At 35.5% G+C, this 17,071-nt stretch carries 17 protein-coding genes; 10 read left to right on the forward strand and 7 right to left on the reverse strand.

What is annotated here, in order from left to right:
• The first annotated feature begins 96 nt into the window (after nucleotides 1–96).
• The 3 genes from COE49_RS13295 (at nucleotide 97) to COE49_RS13305 (ending at nucleotide 2,584) form a co-directional block, all read left to right on the forward strand.
• On the forward strand, nucleotides 97–525 hold the full coding sequence (locus COE49_RS13295) for a hypothetical protein (RefSeq protein ID WP_098945920.1): 429 nt from the start codon (nucleotides 97–99) through the stop codon (nucleotides 523–525).
• A gap of 161 nt (nucleotides 526–686) precedes the next feature.
• Entirely contained in the window at nucleotides 687–2,219 is a 1,533-nt protein-coding gene (locus COE49_RS13300) for a fatty acid--CoA ligase family protein (protein ID WP_088231497.1), read from the forward strand.
• A 113-nt stretch (nucleotides 2,220–2,332) separates the two neighbouring features.
• Nucleotides 2,333–2,584, forward strand: a complete 252-nt coding sequence (locus COE49_RS13305) for a hypothetical protein (RefSeq protein WP_088231496.1) — start codon at nucleotides 2,333–2,335, stop codon at nucleotides 2,582–2,584.
• Nucleotides 2,585–2,763: 179 nt separating this feature from the next.
• Here COE49_RS13305 and COE49_RS13310 read toward each other — a convergent pair whose 3' ends face one another.
• The 3 genes from COE49_RS13310 to COE49_RS13320 all read right to left on the reverse strand — a co-directional run bounded on the left by COE49_RS13310 (nucleotide 2,764) and on the right by COE49_RS13320 (nucleotide 5,136).
• Nucleotides 2,764–3,129, reverse strand: coding sequence for a hypothetical protein (locus COE49_RS13310; protein WP_088231495.1), 366 nt, complete (start codon nucleotides 3,127–3,129; stop codon nucleotides 2,764–2,766).
• A 294-nt stretch (nucleotides 3,130–3,423) separates the two neighbouring features.
• On the reverse strand, nucleotides 3,424–4,128 hold the full coding sequence (locus tag COE49_RS13315) for a M15 family metallopeptidase (protein WP_088231494.1): 705 nt from the start codon (nucleotides 4,126–4,128) through the stop codon (nucleotides 3,424–3,426).
• Between the two features lie 126 nt (nucleotides 4,129–4,254).
• Nucleotides 4,255–5,136, reverse strand: coding sequence for a D-alanyl-D-alanine carboxypeptidase family protein (locus COE49_RS13320; RefSeq protein WP_088231493.1), 882 nt, complete (start codon nucleotides 5,134–5,136; stop codon nucleotides 4,255–4,257).
• Between the two features lie 365 nt (nucleotides 5,137–5,501).
• Here COE49_RS13320 and COE49_RS13325 point away from each other — a divergent pair, with 365 nt between their 5' ends.
• Both COE49_RS13325 and COE49_RS13330 read left to right on the forward strand, forming a co-directional pair.
• Complete coding sequence (locus COE49_RS13325) at nucleotides 5,502–6,608, forward strand: metallophosphoesterase (RefSeq protein ID WP_088231492.1); 1,107 nt, start codon at nucleotides 5,502–5,504, stop codon at nucleotides 6,606–6,608.
• A gap of 108 nt (nucleotides 6,609–6,716) precedes the next feature.
• Nucleotides 6,717–7,694, forward strand: a complete 978-nt coding sequence (locus COE49_RS13330; protein WP_098945921.1) for an HD domain-containing protein — start codon at nucleotides 6,717–6,719, stop codon at nucleotides 7,692–7,694.
• 45 nt (nucleotides 7,695–7,739) lie between these two features.
• Here COE49_RS13330 and COE49_RS13335 read toward each other — a convergent pair whose 3' ends face one another.
• The gene (locus tag COE49_RS13335; RefSeq protein ID WP_098945922.1) at nucleotides 7,740–8,858 is read right to left on the reverse strand and encodes an anti-sigma factor; all 1,119 of its coding nucleotides are present in this window, start codon (nucleotides 8,856–8,858) and stop codon (nucleotides 7,740–7,742) included.
• Between the two features lie 5 nt (nucleotides 8,859–8,863).
• On the reverse strand, nucleotides 8,864–9,367 hold the full coding sequence (locus COE49_RS13340) for an RNA polymerase sigma factor (RefSeq protein WP_098252457.1): 504 nt from the start codon (nucleotides 9,365–9,367) through the stop codon (nucleotides 8,864–8,866).
• A gap of 118 nt (nucleotides 9,368–9,485) precedes the next feature.
• On the opposite strand from COE49_RS13340, the gene COE49_RS13345 reads away from it, so the two are divergent.
• On the forward strand, nucleotides 9,486–10,388 hold the full coding sequence (locus COE49_RS13345) for an AraC family transcriptional regulator (RefSeq protein WP_088231488.1): 903 nt from the start codon (nucleotides 9,486–9,488) through the stop codon (nucleotides 10,386–10,388).
• Between the two features lie 310 nt (nucleotides 10,389–10,698).
• On the opposite strand, the gene COE49_RS13350 is transcribed toward COE49_RS13345, so the two are convergent.
• Together COE49_RS13350 and COE49_RS13355 are read right to left on the reverse strand one after the other, a co-directional pair.
• A complete protein-coding gene (locus COE49_RS13350) occupies nucleotides 10,699–12,441 on the reverse strand; it encodes an ATP-binding response regulator (protein ID WP_098252456.1) in 1,743 nt (580 codons plus the stop codon).
• Nucleotides 12,442–12,450: 9 nt separating this feature from the next.
• Entirely contained in the window at nucleotides 12,451–13,155 is a 705-nt protein-coding gene (locus tag COE49_RS13355; protein ID WP_088231486.1) for a response regulator transcription factor, read from the reverse strand.
• Between the two features lie 140 nt (nucleotides 13,156–13,295).
• On the opposite strand from COE49_RS13355, the gene COE49_RS13360 reads away from it, so the two are divergent.
• The 4 genes from COE49_RS13360 to COE49_RS13375 all read left to right on the forward strand — a co-directional run bounded on the left by COE49_RS13360 (nucleotide 13,296) and on the right by COE49_RS13375 (nucleotide 16,916).
• Nucleotides 13,296–14,144: a CPBP family intramembrane glutamic endopeptidase gene (locus COE49_RS13360; protein WP_140417406.1), complete on the forward strand. Its 849-nt coding sequence runs from the start codon at nucleotides 13,296–13,298 to the stop codon at nucleotides 14,142–14,144.
• A gap of 37 nt (nucleotides 14,145–14,181) precedes the next feature.
• Complete coding sequence (locus COE49_RS13365) at nucleotides 14,182–14,481, forward strand: DUF2101 family protein (RefSeq protein WP_088231484.1); 300 nt, start codon at nucleotides 14,182–14,184, stop codon at nucleotides 14,479–14,481.
• A 173-nt stretch (nucleotides 14,482–14,654) separates the two neighbouring features.
• Nucleotides 14,655–15,920 (forward strand): M48 family metallopeptidase, encoded by a 1,266-nt coding sequence (locus COE49_RS13370; RefSeq protein WP_140417405.1) that lies wholly within the window; start codon nucleotides 14,655–14,657, stop codon nucleotides 15,918–15,920.
• A 96-nt stretch (nucleotides 15,921–16,016) separates the two neighbouring features.
• The gene (locus tag COE49_RS13375) at nucleotides 16,017–16,916 is read left to right on the forward strand and encodes a DMT family transporter (RefSeq protein ID WP_088231482.1); all 900 of its coding nucleotides are present in this window, start codon (nucleotides 16,017–16,019) and stop codon (nucleotides 16,914–16,916) included.
• Nucleotides 16,917–17,071: the final 155 nt, after the last annotated feature.

Genomic DNA, 17,071 nt, shown 5'->3' on the forward strand with positions numbered 1-17,071 from the left:
AAATCGCCGATATAATTTCATTTACCACAAAACATAAAATCACAGGACATCTGCCCCTTATAAATGAATATACATAATAAAAGGAGGCGGATTGATATGAAAAGAGTAATGTACGTTGTATTATTGCTCAGCTTCGTAATAGGAATGACAGCGTGTAACAGTGAAACTTCCTCAAGTCGCACACTTTTATCTATTGGAAAGCCAGCGAAAGGTAATGTTATATATTTTACGCATACAGATAACAAACGAAAGATACAGGAAATACAAGACATGTTTCAAAATAAGAAGTGGAAAAGAAATGAAACATTCAGCACTGTGAATAAAACACCAGATGTCGTCTTTTCAATAGATGAGGACAATAAAGGATTGCCGACATTGTATGTTACTGTGTTCTTCCATGAAGATGGAGCAGACGTTCTTAACTTGTACGGGGAGTATACGAGTTTAAATAAAGAGGAAGTTGAAAGACTTAGAGAAAAGATGAGTGCATATTATCCTAAAATGATTTTTGGGCTAGTTTCATAAATTACTTGCAAACGAAATTCCCTTATCCTTCCAAAGTGAATCAAGTGGAGGTGATTTGTGTATATGCAGTTAATAGAATATCACTTGCCACTTTAATTTTCTTTTAATATAATTAATTTAGAATTTTTAAATATTCTAAATTTTATAAAGGTGGGGTTTTTGTGAATCTCGTTCAATCTTTGGCTGAAACGGCAAAAAAGAAGGGGGATAAACCGGCTTATGTTTTTATGGATCAGTCGGTCTCGTATGACCAATTAAACAAAATGGTCACAAGGTTTTCTAGCAATTTAGCAAAAATGGGCATTGGAAAAGGGGACAATGTCGCATTAGTTGTTGGGAATTCACCACATTTTTTGGTCGGTTTATACGGAACAATGAAAGCGGGAGCAACTGTCATTCCAGTTAATCCAATTTATACAGCAGACGAAATACATTACATTTTACAAAATGGAGATGTAAAAACAATCATCGTACTCGACGTCCTTCTACCTGTTATACAATCTCTTACAACAAGACTTCCTTCATTAGAAAACATCATCATATGCGAAACCTCATCAGATTTTAACCATACAGAAACCGAAAAAATGAAAACGTTTACTAGTTTTGTAGGAACTGGAGATACAACTTACGAAGGTCCTGAACTAGATGAAGAAGACGTAGCGGTTATCCTATACACGTCAGGCACAACTGGAAAACCGAAAGGCGCTATGTTAACACATAAAAATTTATATAGTAATGCGAGCGATGTGGCGTCGTATTTACGATATACGGCTGATGACCGCGTCGTTGCGGCACTGCCGATGTTCCACGTGTTCTGTTTAACAGTTGCGGTAAATGCGCCGATTGTGAACGGGGCGACCATTTTAATGTTACCGAAGTTCAGTCCGAAAGAAGTATTCCATATTTGTCGCACGTATGAGCCAACGATTTTTGCTGGTGTACCGACGATGTACAATTACTTATATTTATTTGAGGAAGCGAGCGCAGAAGACGTGAAGACACTTCGTCTTTGTATTTCAGGTGGTGCGTCCATGCCTGTTGCCCTTCTGCAAAACTTTGAAAAACGTTTTGACGTAATTGTTTCAGAAGGATACGGTTTATCAGAAGCATCACCAGTTACTTGTTTCAATCCGTTAGATCGTCCTCGTAAACCAGGATCAATTGGCACAAATATTTGGCATGTAGAAAATAAAATTGTAAATGAACTTGGGGAAGAAGTACCAGTCGGTGCAGTCGGTGAATTAATTGTGCGTGGCCCTAACGTTATGAAGGGCTACTATAATGCGCCAGAAGATACAGCTGCGACATTAAAAGACGGCTGGCTATATACAGGTGACTTAGCGAAAATGGATGAAGAAGGTTACTTCTATATCGTTGATCGTAAAAAAGATATCGTCCTAGTTGGCGGTTATAACGTATATCCTCGTGAAGTAGAAGAAGTATTATACACGCACGAATCCGTAGCGGAAGTTGTCGTAATCGGCGTACCGGACGAAAACTTAGGAGAAGCAGTACGAGCTTACGTCGTTTTGAAACAAACGAACGTAACAGAAGAAGAACTCATGCATTACTGCACGTTACATTTAGCGAAATATAAAGTACCGATGAGTATTGAATTTTTAGCAGAATTGCCGAAGAATACAACGGGTAAATTACTGCGAAGAGCATTACGAGAAAAAGCGATACAAGTATAAAAAATAGAGGCAACCACCGTTATGAAGGTGGTTGCCTTCATATTTTTTAGCATTGGTTAAGCTATGATGCCATATATTTAAACCGTAATATGACTAGTAAGGAGGAGATATACGTGGAGCAAAAGGAATTACGTTTGCGGCGAGTGCAATATCTTATTTGTGACATTATGGATGAAATGAACGCTGAAAATAAGAAGAAAAATTCAGAAACATTGCAGAAAGTAATTGACCAGCTCTCAGGTGCAATTGGAGATTTAGTAGATCCATCCGGTACGTACTCAATCGATTATTTAGAGAGAAAAGTTCATACAGCGCACTATTTATTATTTAAAAATGATCGTAAAGCATATTTGTGTAATAAATAAACATTCATCGTGTAATGGGATGTTTATTATTTTTAACATTTATTGATAATAATTATCAGTGAAGAAGTAAGTGGAACGTGTTTCAGTCGACCGATTGATTTGCGAATAATAAAAATCGAAACAAAAGCCTTGCTACACGTTTGTAGTAAGGCTCTTTACAGTTGTTTTATTCGGAAAAATTATTCATTAGAAGTAGTATCAATCGCTTGAATAGCAAGTTCCAACGATGTAATCCTTCTTTCTAAAAGAGTTTTTTGAGGACTACCAACCTTTGACTTAACATAAGCATTTTCAATTGATGGAAGCAAACGAGTAAGAACAGTGCGAGCTTCTGCTAAATCTTCTTGGGTGTAATGATGGGGCTTTTGATTCCAAACACTTTCTAACATTGCTAAGCCGATGCAAGCTGCTTTGAGGCGTTTTTTTACTAACGTAGTATTTGAGCCTTTCTGAGTCATTTGTGAAAAGGCACTCTCGAGTTTACGAATTGTTGACTGTAAGGATTTTATTGACTCCTCTTTCTGTACATTTGATACGTTTTCCATGTTAGTACTATCCTTTCTTCGCTTTTAAATGATTTTGCTTACTACTTGATCAAATCGTTAAGAACAGCATGTTACTTGCAATATTTTAACATAAATAGATTAAACAAAAGGCTAAANNTTTAGCCTTTTGTTTAATCTGTTCTTCTCAGTTTTATATTCATTTGAGTTCATTTACGAATAAATTCCACTGCCCTGTTTTTATTACCGGATAATTCTATAGGTACAGAGGGGTAGGATGCAGTATATAATTTTTTCATCATATACCTCCTAAAGTAGTTTTAACAAGGTAATGGTTTATTTTTCATTGTGATATTCTTCTAAAGTGATACCTTTTTCATATATTTCTGTTGCAATGTCACCTACGTATCGAATATGCCATGGTTCATATGAATAACCCGTAATGTGCTCTTTTCCTTTTAAATAACGTATAATAAAGCCAGCGCGATGAGCATTGTTTTTAAGCCATTTTCCTTCAATCGTATTCGCGAATTGCGTTTCTAGTGTATTATTGACACTATTCGCAGATACATCCATCGTTAACCCCGTTTGATGTTCGCTGTGCCCTGGCTTTGCAGAAACTTTATCAGCTTGGATTTGACCTTGTTTCTCTACATTTCGTCTATAAACAGTTTGTTGATATTCTTCAGAACGAAATCCAGATATAGCATGTAATACGATTCCATCTTGTTTCGCTAAGGCAAATAATTTTTCCAAAGCGATAGCAGCTTCTTTTCGTAAATGACTTTTTTCTTGAATCCCATCAAATGCAAATGTAACCTTAGGTACAACTAAATCGTCAGGTCTATAATTACTTGGAAGTTTCCTAGTTTTATTAACTACTACATCTACAGTATCGGGGGATGCAATCGTTACAGATCCATCATTATTTTGTATATCGTCTTTACTTTTCGCAATGTCAGTGATGTTAGGTAAAAAAATATATATACATAGGAAGAGAAAAACAGCGCCCCCTACTAATCTTATTAATTTTCTAATCATTATATTTACTCCTTATAGCTGATCTATTTTAAAAGTTTCATCATTTGTGATGAAGCTAATTAGTGAATTGCTTTTACATATCTATATAATTCATATTAGTTATTTATTATAATTTAAAGATTAATGCTACCAATTCAAAAAAGTTGAGCTAATTTTATTAAATCCATATGAAAATAATTTTTTTGTTTCTATAAATCTCTTAGTATCTTCGCTAGTTCCCATAACAACAGAAATTAGCCTGTTTTCACCTTGTTTTGCTGTGCCTGTAAAACAATATCCTGCTTCATCTGTAAATCCAGTTTTCAAACCATCAATTCCTTGGAAATACAATTCATCATTAGATGTATCGAGCATCTTATTTGTAGTCATTATAGTTGCACCATTATACGATAATGTATAGTTTGTTAGCTTGGTTATATCTAAAACTTCGGGATATGTTTGTAACAAATGTTGTGCGAGCGTTGCTACATCAAAAGCAGTCATTTTTGATTCTTGATGTTGAGCATTTGGTAGTCCTGTAGCATTAACAAAATGAGTTTCATTAGATAAATTTAATTGCTTTGCTTTCGCATTCATAAGTTTTGTGAAATTCTCTTCACTTTTAGAAATATGCTCAGCTAAAGCAACAGCAGCATTATTGGCTGATGATATTACCATCGCATGAAATAAATCTCTAACAGTCAAACGATTACCAACTCTTACATTGATCTTAGCTCCAATGCTATTTACAGCATTTGGACCAATTCTGACGGGATCGCTCCATTTTAATGTACCGTTATGAATTTTCTCTAGTACAATATACTCAGTCATCATCTTTGACATACTTGCTGGAGCAAGGGGCATATTTTCATTCTTACCATAAACAACTTTTCCTGATTGTGCATCCATTAATATAGCAGCTGTAGCGTCTATAACGGGTTCTTTTGTAAAAGTCGAATAAGTATATAAGGTCACAAAAATAGCAACAAATACTATAAGCATGTTCCTACTTCTCTTTGCTATTTTCATTTTCTATTCTCCTTCATCATTGTTACTAGCAAAGTGTATATTTCAGGTTTTGTTGCAAAGTTTTCGAAGACATTGTAACAGAACCAGATTTTTATTATTACATTGCAATAGTAAATAAACTATCTAATAACCTTACGTAAAGGTGACAATCTTGTAAGGTTTCATAAGTAGAAAATGACGGTAAAAAAGTATTTGTTTGTTATGGGGTAGAATATTGGCTGTTTAAATCTTGAAGCTAATCCAATTGGGGTGTTAGATGCAAATCTAACAATTAGAGGTTTTTACTATGACGAACGAAGTGCTTAATATTTACGTTTAACGTGCATAACAAGTTATAATAGAAGAAATTAATAAGGAGGCTCGCTGTGAAAAATCTTCGTTATCTCAATATATTTACGATATTAATTATATACACACTACTCATGTTTTACATCGGCTGGAATGGATGGGTTTGGCTTCATGCAGTATTCGGCTGGGAGTCTTGGGGATATTACGCTTTTGTAGTCGGATTTATTGCATATGCGTACATTTTCGTGCAAGTATTTAAGTTCCTTCCATTTCTACGGACGATTGGTTCGATTTGGTTTGCGGTCATACAATATGCGCTTATGCTGTTACCGCTTGCTGATATTACAGTCTTCCTTTTACAATTTGGGGTGGAAAAAGAAACGGCAATTATTTGGACAGGGACGGCCGTAATACTTGCGTTTATCTTTATTTTCTCGTATGGCGTATTTAATGCGTATAGCCCGGTAGTAAGAAAATACGAAGTACATATACCGAAAAAAGTAGAAGGACGTAAAAGTTTACGCATTGCGATGGCTTCTGATATGCATTTCGGTAAACTGTCTGGTGTTTCACATTTAAAGAGACTTGTCCGTCATGTAAATGAAATGGAGCCCGATATTATTTTGCTGCCAGGTGATATTATCGATGATCATCCAGGCGTATTCATTCAAAAAAACATGGGGCCTATTATGAAACAAATGAAAGCTCCATTAGGCGTATACGGCGTATTAGGAAATCACGAATATTACGGAAGAGCGGTTCCGGAATTTTTACAAGAGATGGATAAGATTGATATTCGTATTCTTTTAGATGAAGTGATCACAATTGAAGATGACTTTTATCTCGTTGGAAGAAGAGATAAAACTGAGCGAGATCGCCAAAGCTTTGAGAAGATTATGAGTGCGGTAGATAAAGCGATGCCAGTTATCGCAATGGATCACCAGCCATTTGAATTGAAACAAGCAGCGGATGCCGGGGTAGATTTATTATTATCCGGTCACACGCACCGCGGACAAATGGCACCAAATCATATTGTGACGAGAAGAATGTATGAACTGGACTGGGGATACGTACAAAAAGGGGCATTCCACGCGATTGTTTCTTCTGGTTTCGGATTTTGGGGACCACCGCTTAGACTTGGAAGTAGGTCAGAGATTGTGCAGGTGGAGGTTACGTTTGAATAGAGAGCTGATGGCTCTCTATTTTTTGATAAAAATACATATTTCTGTTGGTATTATTTGTATAAAAGAGGTACGATTATAAAACGCGGCTGAAATAAAGGGGGATTATAAGTGCTTATATCAGATGTACTATACGGAGAATTTGAAGTAGATCAAGTGTTAGAAGAGTTGATTGTAAGTAAGCCTGTGCAAAGATTGAAAGGCATTCATCAAAACGGAGCGAGTTACTTAATGAACGAGAAGTGGAATGTAACGCGCTTTGATCATTCAGTTGGTGCTATGTTGTTAATTAAAAAACTTGGTGGTTCAGTAGAAGAACAAATTGCAGGTTTACTGCATGACGTATCGCATACTGCTTTTTCTCATGTGATTGATTACGTTTTTGATAACGACAATGAAAGTTATCATGAAGAGATATTTAGCTCGGTTGTGAAAAATTCAGAAATTCCAGCGATTCTTGCGAAGCATGGCTATAACTATGAAGATATTTTGTTAGATGATTCGAAGTGGACGTTACTCGAAAGGTCCGCGCCAGAATTATGTGCAGACCGAGTGGATTATACGTTACGAGATATGTATACATACGGATATATTTCTTTGGAAGAGGTTCATAGCTTTTTAGAGGATGTCATCGAAGTGAACGGGAAAATGGTGCTTCAAAATATCGAAATTGCAGAATGGTTTACAAAAGCGTATTACAAAGAGGTAATTGATTTCTTTATGAAGCCAATGAATATATACGGAAATGATATGTTAGCGAAAACGTTAAAGTTGGCTCTTCATAAAAGTTTCATTCATGCAGACGATTTTCTTCTTGAAGATGACGAGCTTATAGTGAAATTACAGCAATGTAACGATCCAGAAGTGGAAGATTTATTAAGAAAAGTTCATCCAAATGTAGCAGTAAAAGAAGATAGAAACGATTATGATTTGTATCAGAAAAATAAAGTGCGCCTTATTGATCCGCCGTTACTTCGCGCCCGGGAAGTTGTTCCATCGTCTGTCGTGTCAGAAAACATAAGACAGATGAGTGATACAGCTTATGAAAAAGCGGTGAGAGGGACGTATGTGAAAGTGATTTCGGATTAATGGAAAGGAAAAGGTGTCATCAATTATGATGACACCTTTTCGTTTTTAATAATCAAACCAATTCCAAACCTCAATATCTCCAAGAGTCGCATAACGTACGTGCGGGGAGTTTTGTAGTTTTAATAATTCTTTTGACGGCCCAGTAATGACAATGCCGTATACTTTCACGCCGTTATCTTTTACATACTGATAGCGCTTATCTAAGTTCAGCTCTTTTTCATGAGTTTGAGTAGTTTTACTTACAGTTTCTTTATGTTCAGAAAGAATACGCATCATTTCTATTACTTCATCTTCTTTTGTCTTTGGTCGTTTTGCTTCATTATTAGGGAGATTTATATGCTCTCGAAATCCGATAACCTCTCTGCCATGTAGGATAAAATCTTCTTCATTTATTCTTTCTTGTCCTGTGTCTAAAGCGTACCATACAGGGGTTGGCGGCATTTCTTGTGCTTCAAATACGCTATATAGAATTGATTCTAATTCTTGTAAAGTGTAAGCTTTATCGAAAGATATCGCTACTTCTGCAACAGTTCCCTCATGTACTTTTGCAAGTGTATCCCACACTTTTTTAGATGGTTCTTTCAAATGATCACCTTGCTTGATTTTTGGGTGAACAAAGGAAAGTTTGTTTGAATAAGATCTGTTTTCCCAGGATGGATTTGAGACAGTTACAGACGACAAGAAACTACGCGTTGTTACTGTACCGATTGGAATTTCTTTTTTGCCGACCGTTTTATATAAATCGATTTCATTTTCTGTACGGAAAAAGGGTTTAATCTTTGTGCTGCCTCCAGCGGAACGACTATTTGGCATTGTTGCTTCTAGTGTGAGTGCTGGAATTTCATCTACTTCGACTAACTTTTTCATATTATAGAAGTAAAAAGAAGATGAAAAATGACCGACAAAATAGATTGCTATACAAACAGCAAGAACAAAACTAACGGTTTGCCAACGCTGTTTCCACTTAATTCTCCAAAATGGAACTTTAAGATCTTTTGGCGGTAACTTTTTCTTGATCGGTTCACTCTTCGTAAGCAATTCGTCCAAATACACTTCACATTCCTCACAAGTCTCTATATGACTTTCTAATTCTTCTTGTTCATCACGTGTGAGTATTCCTATTTCATATTTTTCCCATAGTTTTTTAAATGCTGCACAACCCATCTGTATCACTCCTTTATGTTTCTCGCTTCTTTCCGTCCGCGGTGTAACTCAATTTTCACTTTCGCTAATGAGAGACCGGTCATTTCTGCTATATCCTTATACGAGAATCCGTAGTAATCTCGTAGTAGTAGGACATTTCGTCTTTCAAGGGGAAGAGAAGATAAACTGTCTAACCAACTAGCAATCTCATGTTTTACGAAATATTCATGTTCTGTACTTGGCACGTTTGGTAAATGGAATTCTTCCACTGTAGTTGTTTTATATTTTTTCTCTTTTCGATACCAATCGATAAAGGCGTTGTAGGCAATTGTAAATAACCACGGCCTAATTTCTTCTCCTTTATAATAGTCAATATGGACGAGCATGCGATAAAAGGTTTCCTGCATGAGATCTTCAGCACAGTGAGAATCTCCGGTTAGGGAGAGAAGATAGCGAAATAAATCATGCATATGCTCTGAATAAATGTCTTCTAATGATTGTTTGCGTTTCACTAATTTCCCTCCCTTCATAAATAACAACGAAATACATATAAAAAAGTTACATTTGTTTTTGGAATTATAGTAAAAAACGTCAAGAATTGGATTGCGTTCTCTTTTATCATAATACATATAAGGCGGGTGAACAGAGATGGAAAGCTATGAAACACAAATTCAAAGGTCCATTGATTATATTGAGGAAGATGTAATGGAAAAACAGACGCTGCGTAATTTAGCGCGGATCGCAGGTTTTTCTGAGTCGCATTTTCATCGTGTATTTCAGGCGTTAGTAGGTGATACAGTAATGGAGTATGTTCGAAAGAGGAGGTTAGCCCGGGCAGCTTATCGACTTTCTCACACGGATGAAAAAGTTATTGATATCGCATTTGAGCATGGCTTTCAATCTCATGAAACGTTCACGAGAGCCTTTAAAAAATTATTTCAAATGACACCGAGTGAATATCGAAAACAAGAAATCGAAACACCGATGTATTACCGAGTGAATGTAAAGCAAAGAAAATTAAATCCGTATTTAGGGGGCATACAAATGGAATATCGTATTGTAAATAAACCAGAATTTTTAGTGGCGGGTTATGAACTGAAGACGACAAGTAAAGAAGGGAAGAATCATCAAGACATCCCAGCATTTTGGCAAGAATATTTACAAAAAGATCTTGGAACGACGATTCCGAATCGTAAAGATACGAGTCAATGGATAGAGCTTGGATTATGTACAGATTTTAATTTAGAAACAGGGGACTTCACTTATATTATCGGAATGGAAGTTACAGACTTTGAAAATGTACCAAATGAAGTTGCAAAGCGTACGTTCCCAGCAGCAACATATGCAGTATTCACAACACCGAAAGTGCCTCACGAAGAAATGGTACCATCTATCCACCAAACGTGGAATGCAGTATTCTCAGAATGGTTCCCGCATTCAGGGTATGAACATTGCGGCGTTACAGAGTTCGAACTATACGATGAGCGTTGCCACGAAGATAAAAGTGAGTTCGCGCAAGTAGAGCTTTGGATACCAGTGAAGAAGAAATAATAGAAAGAAAAGCGAACCGATGAGTGGTTCGCTTTTTTACTTCATAAAAGCCCGATTGTTGAATCGCTATTTGTAAAAAATATGAAATAGCTGCTCTTATAATACAGGTTGCTATATTTGTTGGTTTTTGTCGGTAAATCGATATATCCTAAAAATCGTTGATATAATGCGAGTTATGATAGATATATTTTGAAAATCGTCGATATAATTTCATGTACCGCTGGAATCACCGAGAATAAAAGATACTTAACATAATTTCATTTATCACCAAACTACCTAAAAAAAGAAAAGGCACGACACAGCGCCTTTTCTATGAACGAAACGGAAACACAAGAATAATCGTCGTTCCTTTCCCAAGTTCGCTATCAATAGAAATTGTCCCGTTATGAGCATGAACGAGCTGCTTTGTAATGGCGAGACCAAGCCCAGTTCCGATGTTGCTTTCTTCTGTATTTGTTCCTCGGTAATAGCGTTCAAATAACAGTCCTTTCGTTTTTTCATCCATCCCTTTTCCATCGTCTGAAATAGATAGTGTAAAGGAGTTAGCATTTTGTGAAAGGTTTACGATTACATTTGTCGTTTCATTATTATGTTTTATAGCGTTTGCGAGTAAGTTTTCGATAATACGCTGGAACCACTTTTCTTCAATAAAATATTGAATTTTGTTTGAGCTTGGTACAAATTCAATATTTTGATTTTGTAGTGTCGGATTATTAATGAATTGCAGTAATACTTTTTGGACGAACTGATTCATTTCAACGTTTACGTGTTGTGCAGGAAGGGCGTTGTTCTTTAGTTGATACGTTAAGCTTAAGTCATCAATTAATGTAGTCATATATTGAGATTTCTCTTTCATAACGCTACCGAACTGTTGGATGTCTTGCTCAGTCCAGTTGTAATGCTTCGATTCTAGTAATAACGCGTATCCGTAAATAGAACTAAGTGGTGTTTTTAAATCATGCGTTAAACCGGTAACCCATTCTTCACGTGTTTGTTGCAGTACTTTTCTCATTGCATCGTTCTTTTTCAAGGTAATAGAAAGGTGCTCTAGTGAGTTTGTAACATCTTTAAATATACGGAACGACCATTTTTCTTTACCAGAGTGCCGGAACCGAACAGGTTTGCCTTTTTTACTAACAGGCTCTTCATATTTTCCTCCGGCTATGTTTTTAAGCCAGCGCATTGTGTGTAACAAAGGCTTTCCAAACTTATTTCCATACCAAATTGAAAGAATGACTAAATAAACAAACACAATAAGGAGGATTAAACTGCATCCGATTAGAAGTTTCTTAGTAAATATATCATCTAATTCATCATCTGGATAATAATGGGCGTTTGGAGCGGATACAACGACGAGGTGACCGCTATTTGAATCGTAAAAACTAGATATATTTTCTTTATAATTCCACGGTTCTTTTTCATTAAGAGCCGTTTGTATAGCTGAAAATGTTTTTTTCTTCCCTGTTGGATAAGAAAAAACTTCTTCGCCACTGTTATTAAATATTTGCAGTGTTGCTTTTTCTTTAGAAAGTAATTGTTGTTCTTGTTCAGTTAAAGCAAATTCATTTAATGATAAAGAAGGATGTTCTTGTTGTATCGTTTTTAGTAATGCATTACTTTTTAGTTTGGCACCGTAAATAACGAGAGCCTGTTTCTTTTCTAATTCAATTTCCCAATAGTTAAATTTATAAAGATTGTTGCTACCATTCTGTAAATATGTAAGCAAGGATGTCTTTGTGTAAGAGGTCGGAACATCGTTAGGTGTATTAAAGCTGTAAAGAACCTTTCCATCTTCATCTACAATTTGAAGCCAATCACTCTTTTCTGCTATTAAATCTTTTACCTCAGATTTTAAAGTAATGTTATTGTCTTCAGAAGAAATATATTGGGAGATTGTAAAGGTATCATAATCAGAAATATTAGGTTCATATAAAGTACTATTAAGAAGAAAAATTAAATAAGAAAAAGAAGCAACTACTGCGATAAGTAACGTAACTAAGACAAAAACGTGTTGTAAGATAAACTGGATTATAAGTCTCTTATTAAAATTCATATTTTCAACCTACTTTGTAACGAACTTATAGCCAAGCCCGCGCACAGTTTTTATATATTCTGGTTTACTTGGATCTTGTTCAATTTTTTCGCGTAGCTTTCTAATGTGGACCATAACGGTATTGTCATCCCCGTTATAAGCTGGTGCCCCCCAAACTTTTTCGTATATTTCCTCTTTTGAAAATACGTAATTCGGATTCTCGCAAAAGAAGAGTAGTAGTTGAAAGAGTTGAGCGGAACATTCGACAACGTGTCCATCTACTGTAAGTTCTGCGGAATGTTGATCAATTTTAAATCTTCCGAATGAAATGGAGTGTGCTTTAGATTCGTGTGATACTACTTGCTTTATATGTCTTCGAAGTTGCGCTTTCATACGTGCTACTACTTCTAGTGGATTAAATGGCTTCGTAATATAATCATCTGCACCGTATGAAAAACCAGATAGTTTATCTAAATCAGATGCTTTCGCTGTTAAGAAGAAAATCGGACAATCTGTTTGTTGGCGAATGATTGGACAAATATCAAAACCAGACTGTCCAGGAAGCATGACATCTAAAATGATTAAATCGTAATTGTGTTGCCCGATGAGAGATAAAGCTATTTCAGCTGATGTTGCAGTGGTAATATGGGAAAAACCTTCTTTTTCAAGAATGGTAGTTAGTAGTTGTAAAATTGCTGTTTCGTCATCAACGAGTAAAATATTTGCTTGATACATAACAATCCCTCCTAATTTCCTCGAATATCATACCATCATTTTGTAACTTATGGAATTTTTAAGGAAATTTTAAGGTTTTCTTTCACAAAAAATTAAGAATCAAATGATATGATAAAAGTAACATAGGGGAGGAGATGAGTGTGAATCCGTTTCAAATGATGCGAGCTAGATATTTTTTAATTGTATTTGCACTATTAACTTTAGTAGCGAGAAGTAGCGGGGAATTGCTAGAAAGTACATTTCATATACAAAATTCTTCTTTCATAAATATTCTTATATTCTATATCCTTCCGATTACATGGATTTTTTATGAATATAGAAAACACCGTGTTTCATTTTCATGTTTTATTAATAAAAATGAAACATTTAATTTGGTGCAAGTTTTTTACATTGCGATTATATTATGCATGTTCAGTTACGGTTATCTTATTTTGTACATGTACAGCTTTGCATGGATTACACCAGATTTTATTATGAATGCTTTGCATGAGCCAATTGTAGATAGTGCCGGGGGATATGTATATCAACTTATTATGATTGTATTTATCGCACCAATTATTGGGGAGTTTGTGTTTCGCGGATTTTTACTGCAGCGCTTTGCTGCAAAATGGGGAACGAGTATCGCGATGATTGCCGTCGCACTTTTATTTGCGATGTTACATGTCGATTTTCTCGGTGCCGCTTTATTTAGCATCGTACTATCCATTATATATATTCGTACGAAAAGCTTACTCATGCCAATTGCAATCCATATGTTAAACAATGCATTTGTAATCGGTGCTTCGTTTCTAGTAAGTAGAGAAAAGATCATGAGTTTTGCAGATTTCTCAAACTACACGACGTTTTTCCCGGGACTTATAATTTTTATAACAGGATTAAACTTAGTACTCATCTTTTTATTTGTGAACCGCAAATATTGGAGTAAAGAAGTTCCAGTTATATATGGAGAGCAGGCAAAGAGTTTTTCAGATGTAGTGGGGGATAAATGAGATGAAGAAGACGTTTGAAAGGAATGTATAAAATTATATGAATGAAACGATATCATCAAATAAGTTTTTTTATTTGATTTTACTTAGTATCGTGCTAATCACGACAGGAAATGTTATTCTTCGTTGGGAGGAAGCTTACTTTTTCATGTATTTAGCGCTCCATTTATTAGGGATTTTATGTATAAGTGGCGGAATAGTTACTGAAAAAAAGGGTGAAGAAAGTATTAACTATATGTGTGTCATCGGTCTTATTTTACTTTTAGCTGTACAAGGTATTATGAAATATAGTTCTTTTTCGGTACACGATTTTAGTTTGTTAATAGATGTTCTACCTTAAGGAGAGCACTTGTTTTAGTAAGTATGCGAGTGTGTTTCTAACCGAATAGAGTGTATACAGGTAGGTGAAACTCTTCTTATGTAGAAGAGTTTTTTTATGTCATTAGCTTGTTCTAATTTAGCATGTACGAACTTACAATAATAATAGACAGGCAGCATAGAGGAGGGAATAGCGTGAGGAAAGTTATTGGGTGGTCGCTTTTTTTGTACGTTGGATTTGCGTTACTTATATATTGGTATTTATTTGGATGGAATCATGAACTCATTCCGGAGATGTATAAAGGAACGAGTTCAGATCCAGAAACTTTTATGAATGCGAGGGAGCTTGCGCTAAGCCAAGATTATTCGCGCGTGAAAAATTTACTGTACTTTTTAGCGACGCCTCTTGAATGGATTATTTTATTACTTGTCCTTGTGCTCGGTATTTCAAGAAAGTTTGAGAAATGGTCGAAGGAAACGACGAAAATAAGTGTCTTACAAGTTGCGATTTATTTCTTTTATTTATCATTACTTACTACAGTTCTTGCCTTGCCGATGCAATGGATTAGCCGTAAAGTATCCGTTGATTACGGCATTTCAACGCAAAGTACACAAAGCTGGATAAAAGATCATGTGATCGGTTTTTGGGAGAGTTATGCAACTATGTTAATCGTAGTTACTGTTCTGTTATGGCTTATCCGTAAATTTCCGAAGAGATGGTGGCTAGCGGGATGGGCACTCTCTGTTCCATTTACAATCTTTTTAACATTCATACAGCCTGTCATTATTGATCCACTTTATAACGACTTCTCGACGCTGAAAAATAAAGAGCTAGAAACGAAAATTTTAGCGATGGCGGATAAAGCTGATATTCCTGCTAAACATGTATATGAAGTAAATATGTCAGAAAAAACAAATGCGTTAAATGCATATGTAACAGGAATCGGTCTTAACTCGCGTATTGTAATGTGGGATACAACACTTAAGCAATTAAAAGATAAAGAAATTTTATTTATAATGGCTCATGAAATGGGACATTATGTTATGAAACATATATATTGGGGTGTTGCTAGTTATGTTTTACTATCGTTTATAGGTATGTATTTAATTAGCCGTATTTTGAATATGTGTATTCGAAAATGGGGAGATACGCTGCAAATTTCAAAAGTGGCATGTTTCTCAATTTTACCTTTATTTTTCTTAATTTCCTCTGTATTATCCTTTGCATCACAACCAGCAACAAACTATGTTTCACGTATAGAAGAACGCGCGGCGGATCAATACGCTTTAAATATGACGAAGGACGGAAAATCTGGTGTGAAAACATTTCAATATTTATCAAAAACAAGCTTAAGCCAAGTGAATCCACCTGCGTTAGTGAAATTTTTCTTATACACGCACCCACCAATTTTTGAAAGAATTCATACGTTTGAACAATATGAAGAAGCGAAGAAGCAGTAGTGTACTGCTTCTTTTTATTATGGCGTATTCGAGTTTTGGAAAATTATAGTGTATAATAAAAAGAATATTCAGTGAAATGTTTAGGAGGTTAATATTTTGTTTCATTCAAAATCAATGCCGGCTATCAAAATGATTCTTTCGATGTCTATTTTCGGATCGATTGGATTTTTTTCTGTCCAAACGGGTTTACCGTCGTTTGAATTAGTATTCGTTCGTTGTATTTGTGCCACTGTATTTTTAACGTTATGTTGGTTCGTAACAGGACAATATAAAAACGAAAAATGGAATAAAAAAGAGATCGTGCAAATAGTAGCGTGCGGTGTATTTCTCGTTTTTAACTGGGTATTTCTATTTAAAGCGTTTGAAGTTATGTCAATTACCATTGCGATTTCTGTCTACCATCTTGCGCCAATTATCGTCTTAATGATTGGGAGTATCGTATTTAAAGAGAAGCTAACAACATTTGCGGTTATGGCGATTGCTATTTGTTTCATCGGTACAGTTTTAGTAGCTGGAGTAGATGGAAGTGTGTCGCTTGAGAAACTCATGTCATCTGGAATGGTATGGGCACTACTTGCGGCGTTATTTTATGCTTTTACGACTTTACTAGGGAAAGGAATCAAGCATACGAGTGCGTATGCGATGACATTTGTACAAACGTTTTTAGGCATATTTTTATTATTACCATTCGTAGATTTTGGCCAGTTTAAAGGATTAACCGAGATGAACTGGACGATGATCACAGCGACAGGACTTATACATACTGGGTTTGTGTATTACTTATTTTTTGACAGCTTAAGAGATTTACCGACGAGACTGATTTCTGTATTAGTATTTTTAGATCCTGCTGTTGCGATACTATTAGATACAGTCTTTACTGGATTTAGACCGACTAGTATGCAAGTAGTAGGGATTGTTCTTATATTCGTAGGAATGGCATTTACTTTTCGAAAGGGAACAGAGAAGGAGCTATCAGTGAATACGAGCGCAACATAATTCACTTTTCTCGCTTTTTGTGTCAATAAAGTGAAATTTAAAAATGCAAAGGAGTTCACAAAGAGATTGTAGAATATTTTATTATATAACACCTAAGATGTGACAACTTCCTTTTGAAAAAGAAAGAAGGGGGTCTAAAGCAGAAAGGTAGTCAA

It is taken from the genome of Bacillus sp. AFS029637 (assembly GCF_002584985.1).
Taxonomy (GTDB): Bacteria; Bacillota; Bacilli; order Bacillales; family Bacillaceae_G; genus Bacillus_A.

Bases quoted from the DNA above. Each gene is read 5' to 3' on its own strand.
- COE49_RS13295 (WP_098945920.1), top strand. From the start codon at position 97: ATGAAAAGAGTAATGTACGTTGTATTATTGCTCAGCTTCGTAATAGGA.
- COE49_RS13310 (WP_088231495.1), bottom strand. From the start codon at position 3,129: ATGGAAAACGTATCAAATGTACAGAAAGAGGAGTCAATAAAATCCTTA.
- COE49_RS13315 (WP_088231494.1), bottom strand. From the start codon at position 4,128: ATGATTAGAAAATTAATAAGATTAGTAGGGGGCGCTGTTTTTCTCTTC.
- COE49_RS13320 (WP_088231493.1), bottom strand. From the start codon at position 5,136: ATGAAAATAGCAAAGAGAAGTAGGAACATGCTTATAGTATTTGTTGCT.
- COE49_RS13335 (WP_098945922.1), bottom strand. From the start codon at position 8,858: ATGGGTTGTGCAGCATTTAAAAAACTATGGGAAAAATATGAAATAGGA.
- COE49_RS13340 (WP_098252457.1), bottom strand. From the start codon at position 9,367: ATGAAGGGAGGGAAATTAGTGAAACGCAAACAATCATTAGAAGACATT.
- COE49_RS13345 (WP_088231488.1), top strand. From the start codon at position 9,486: ATGGAAAGCTATGAAACACAAATTCAAAGGTCCATTGATTATATTGAG.
- COE49_RS13350 (WP_098252456.1), bottom strand. From the start codon at position 12,441: ATGAATTTTAATAAGAGACTTATAATCCAGTTTATCTTACAACACGTT.
- COE49_RS13355 (WP_088231486.1), bottom strand. From the start codon at position 13,155: ATGTATCAAGCAAATATTTTACTCGTTGATGACGAAACAGCAATTTTA.
- COE49_RS13365 (WP_088231484.1), top strand. From the start codon at position 14,182: ATGAATGAAACGATATCATCAAATAAGTTTTTTTATTTGATTTTACTT.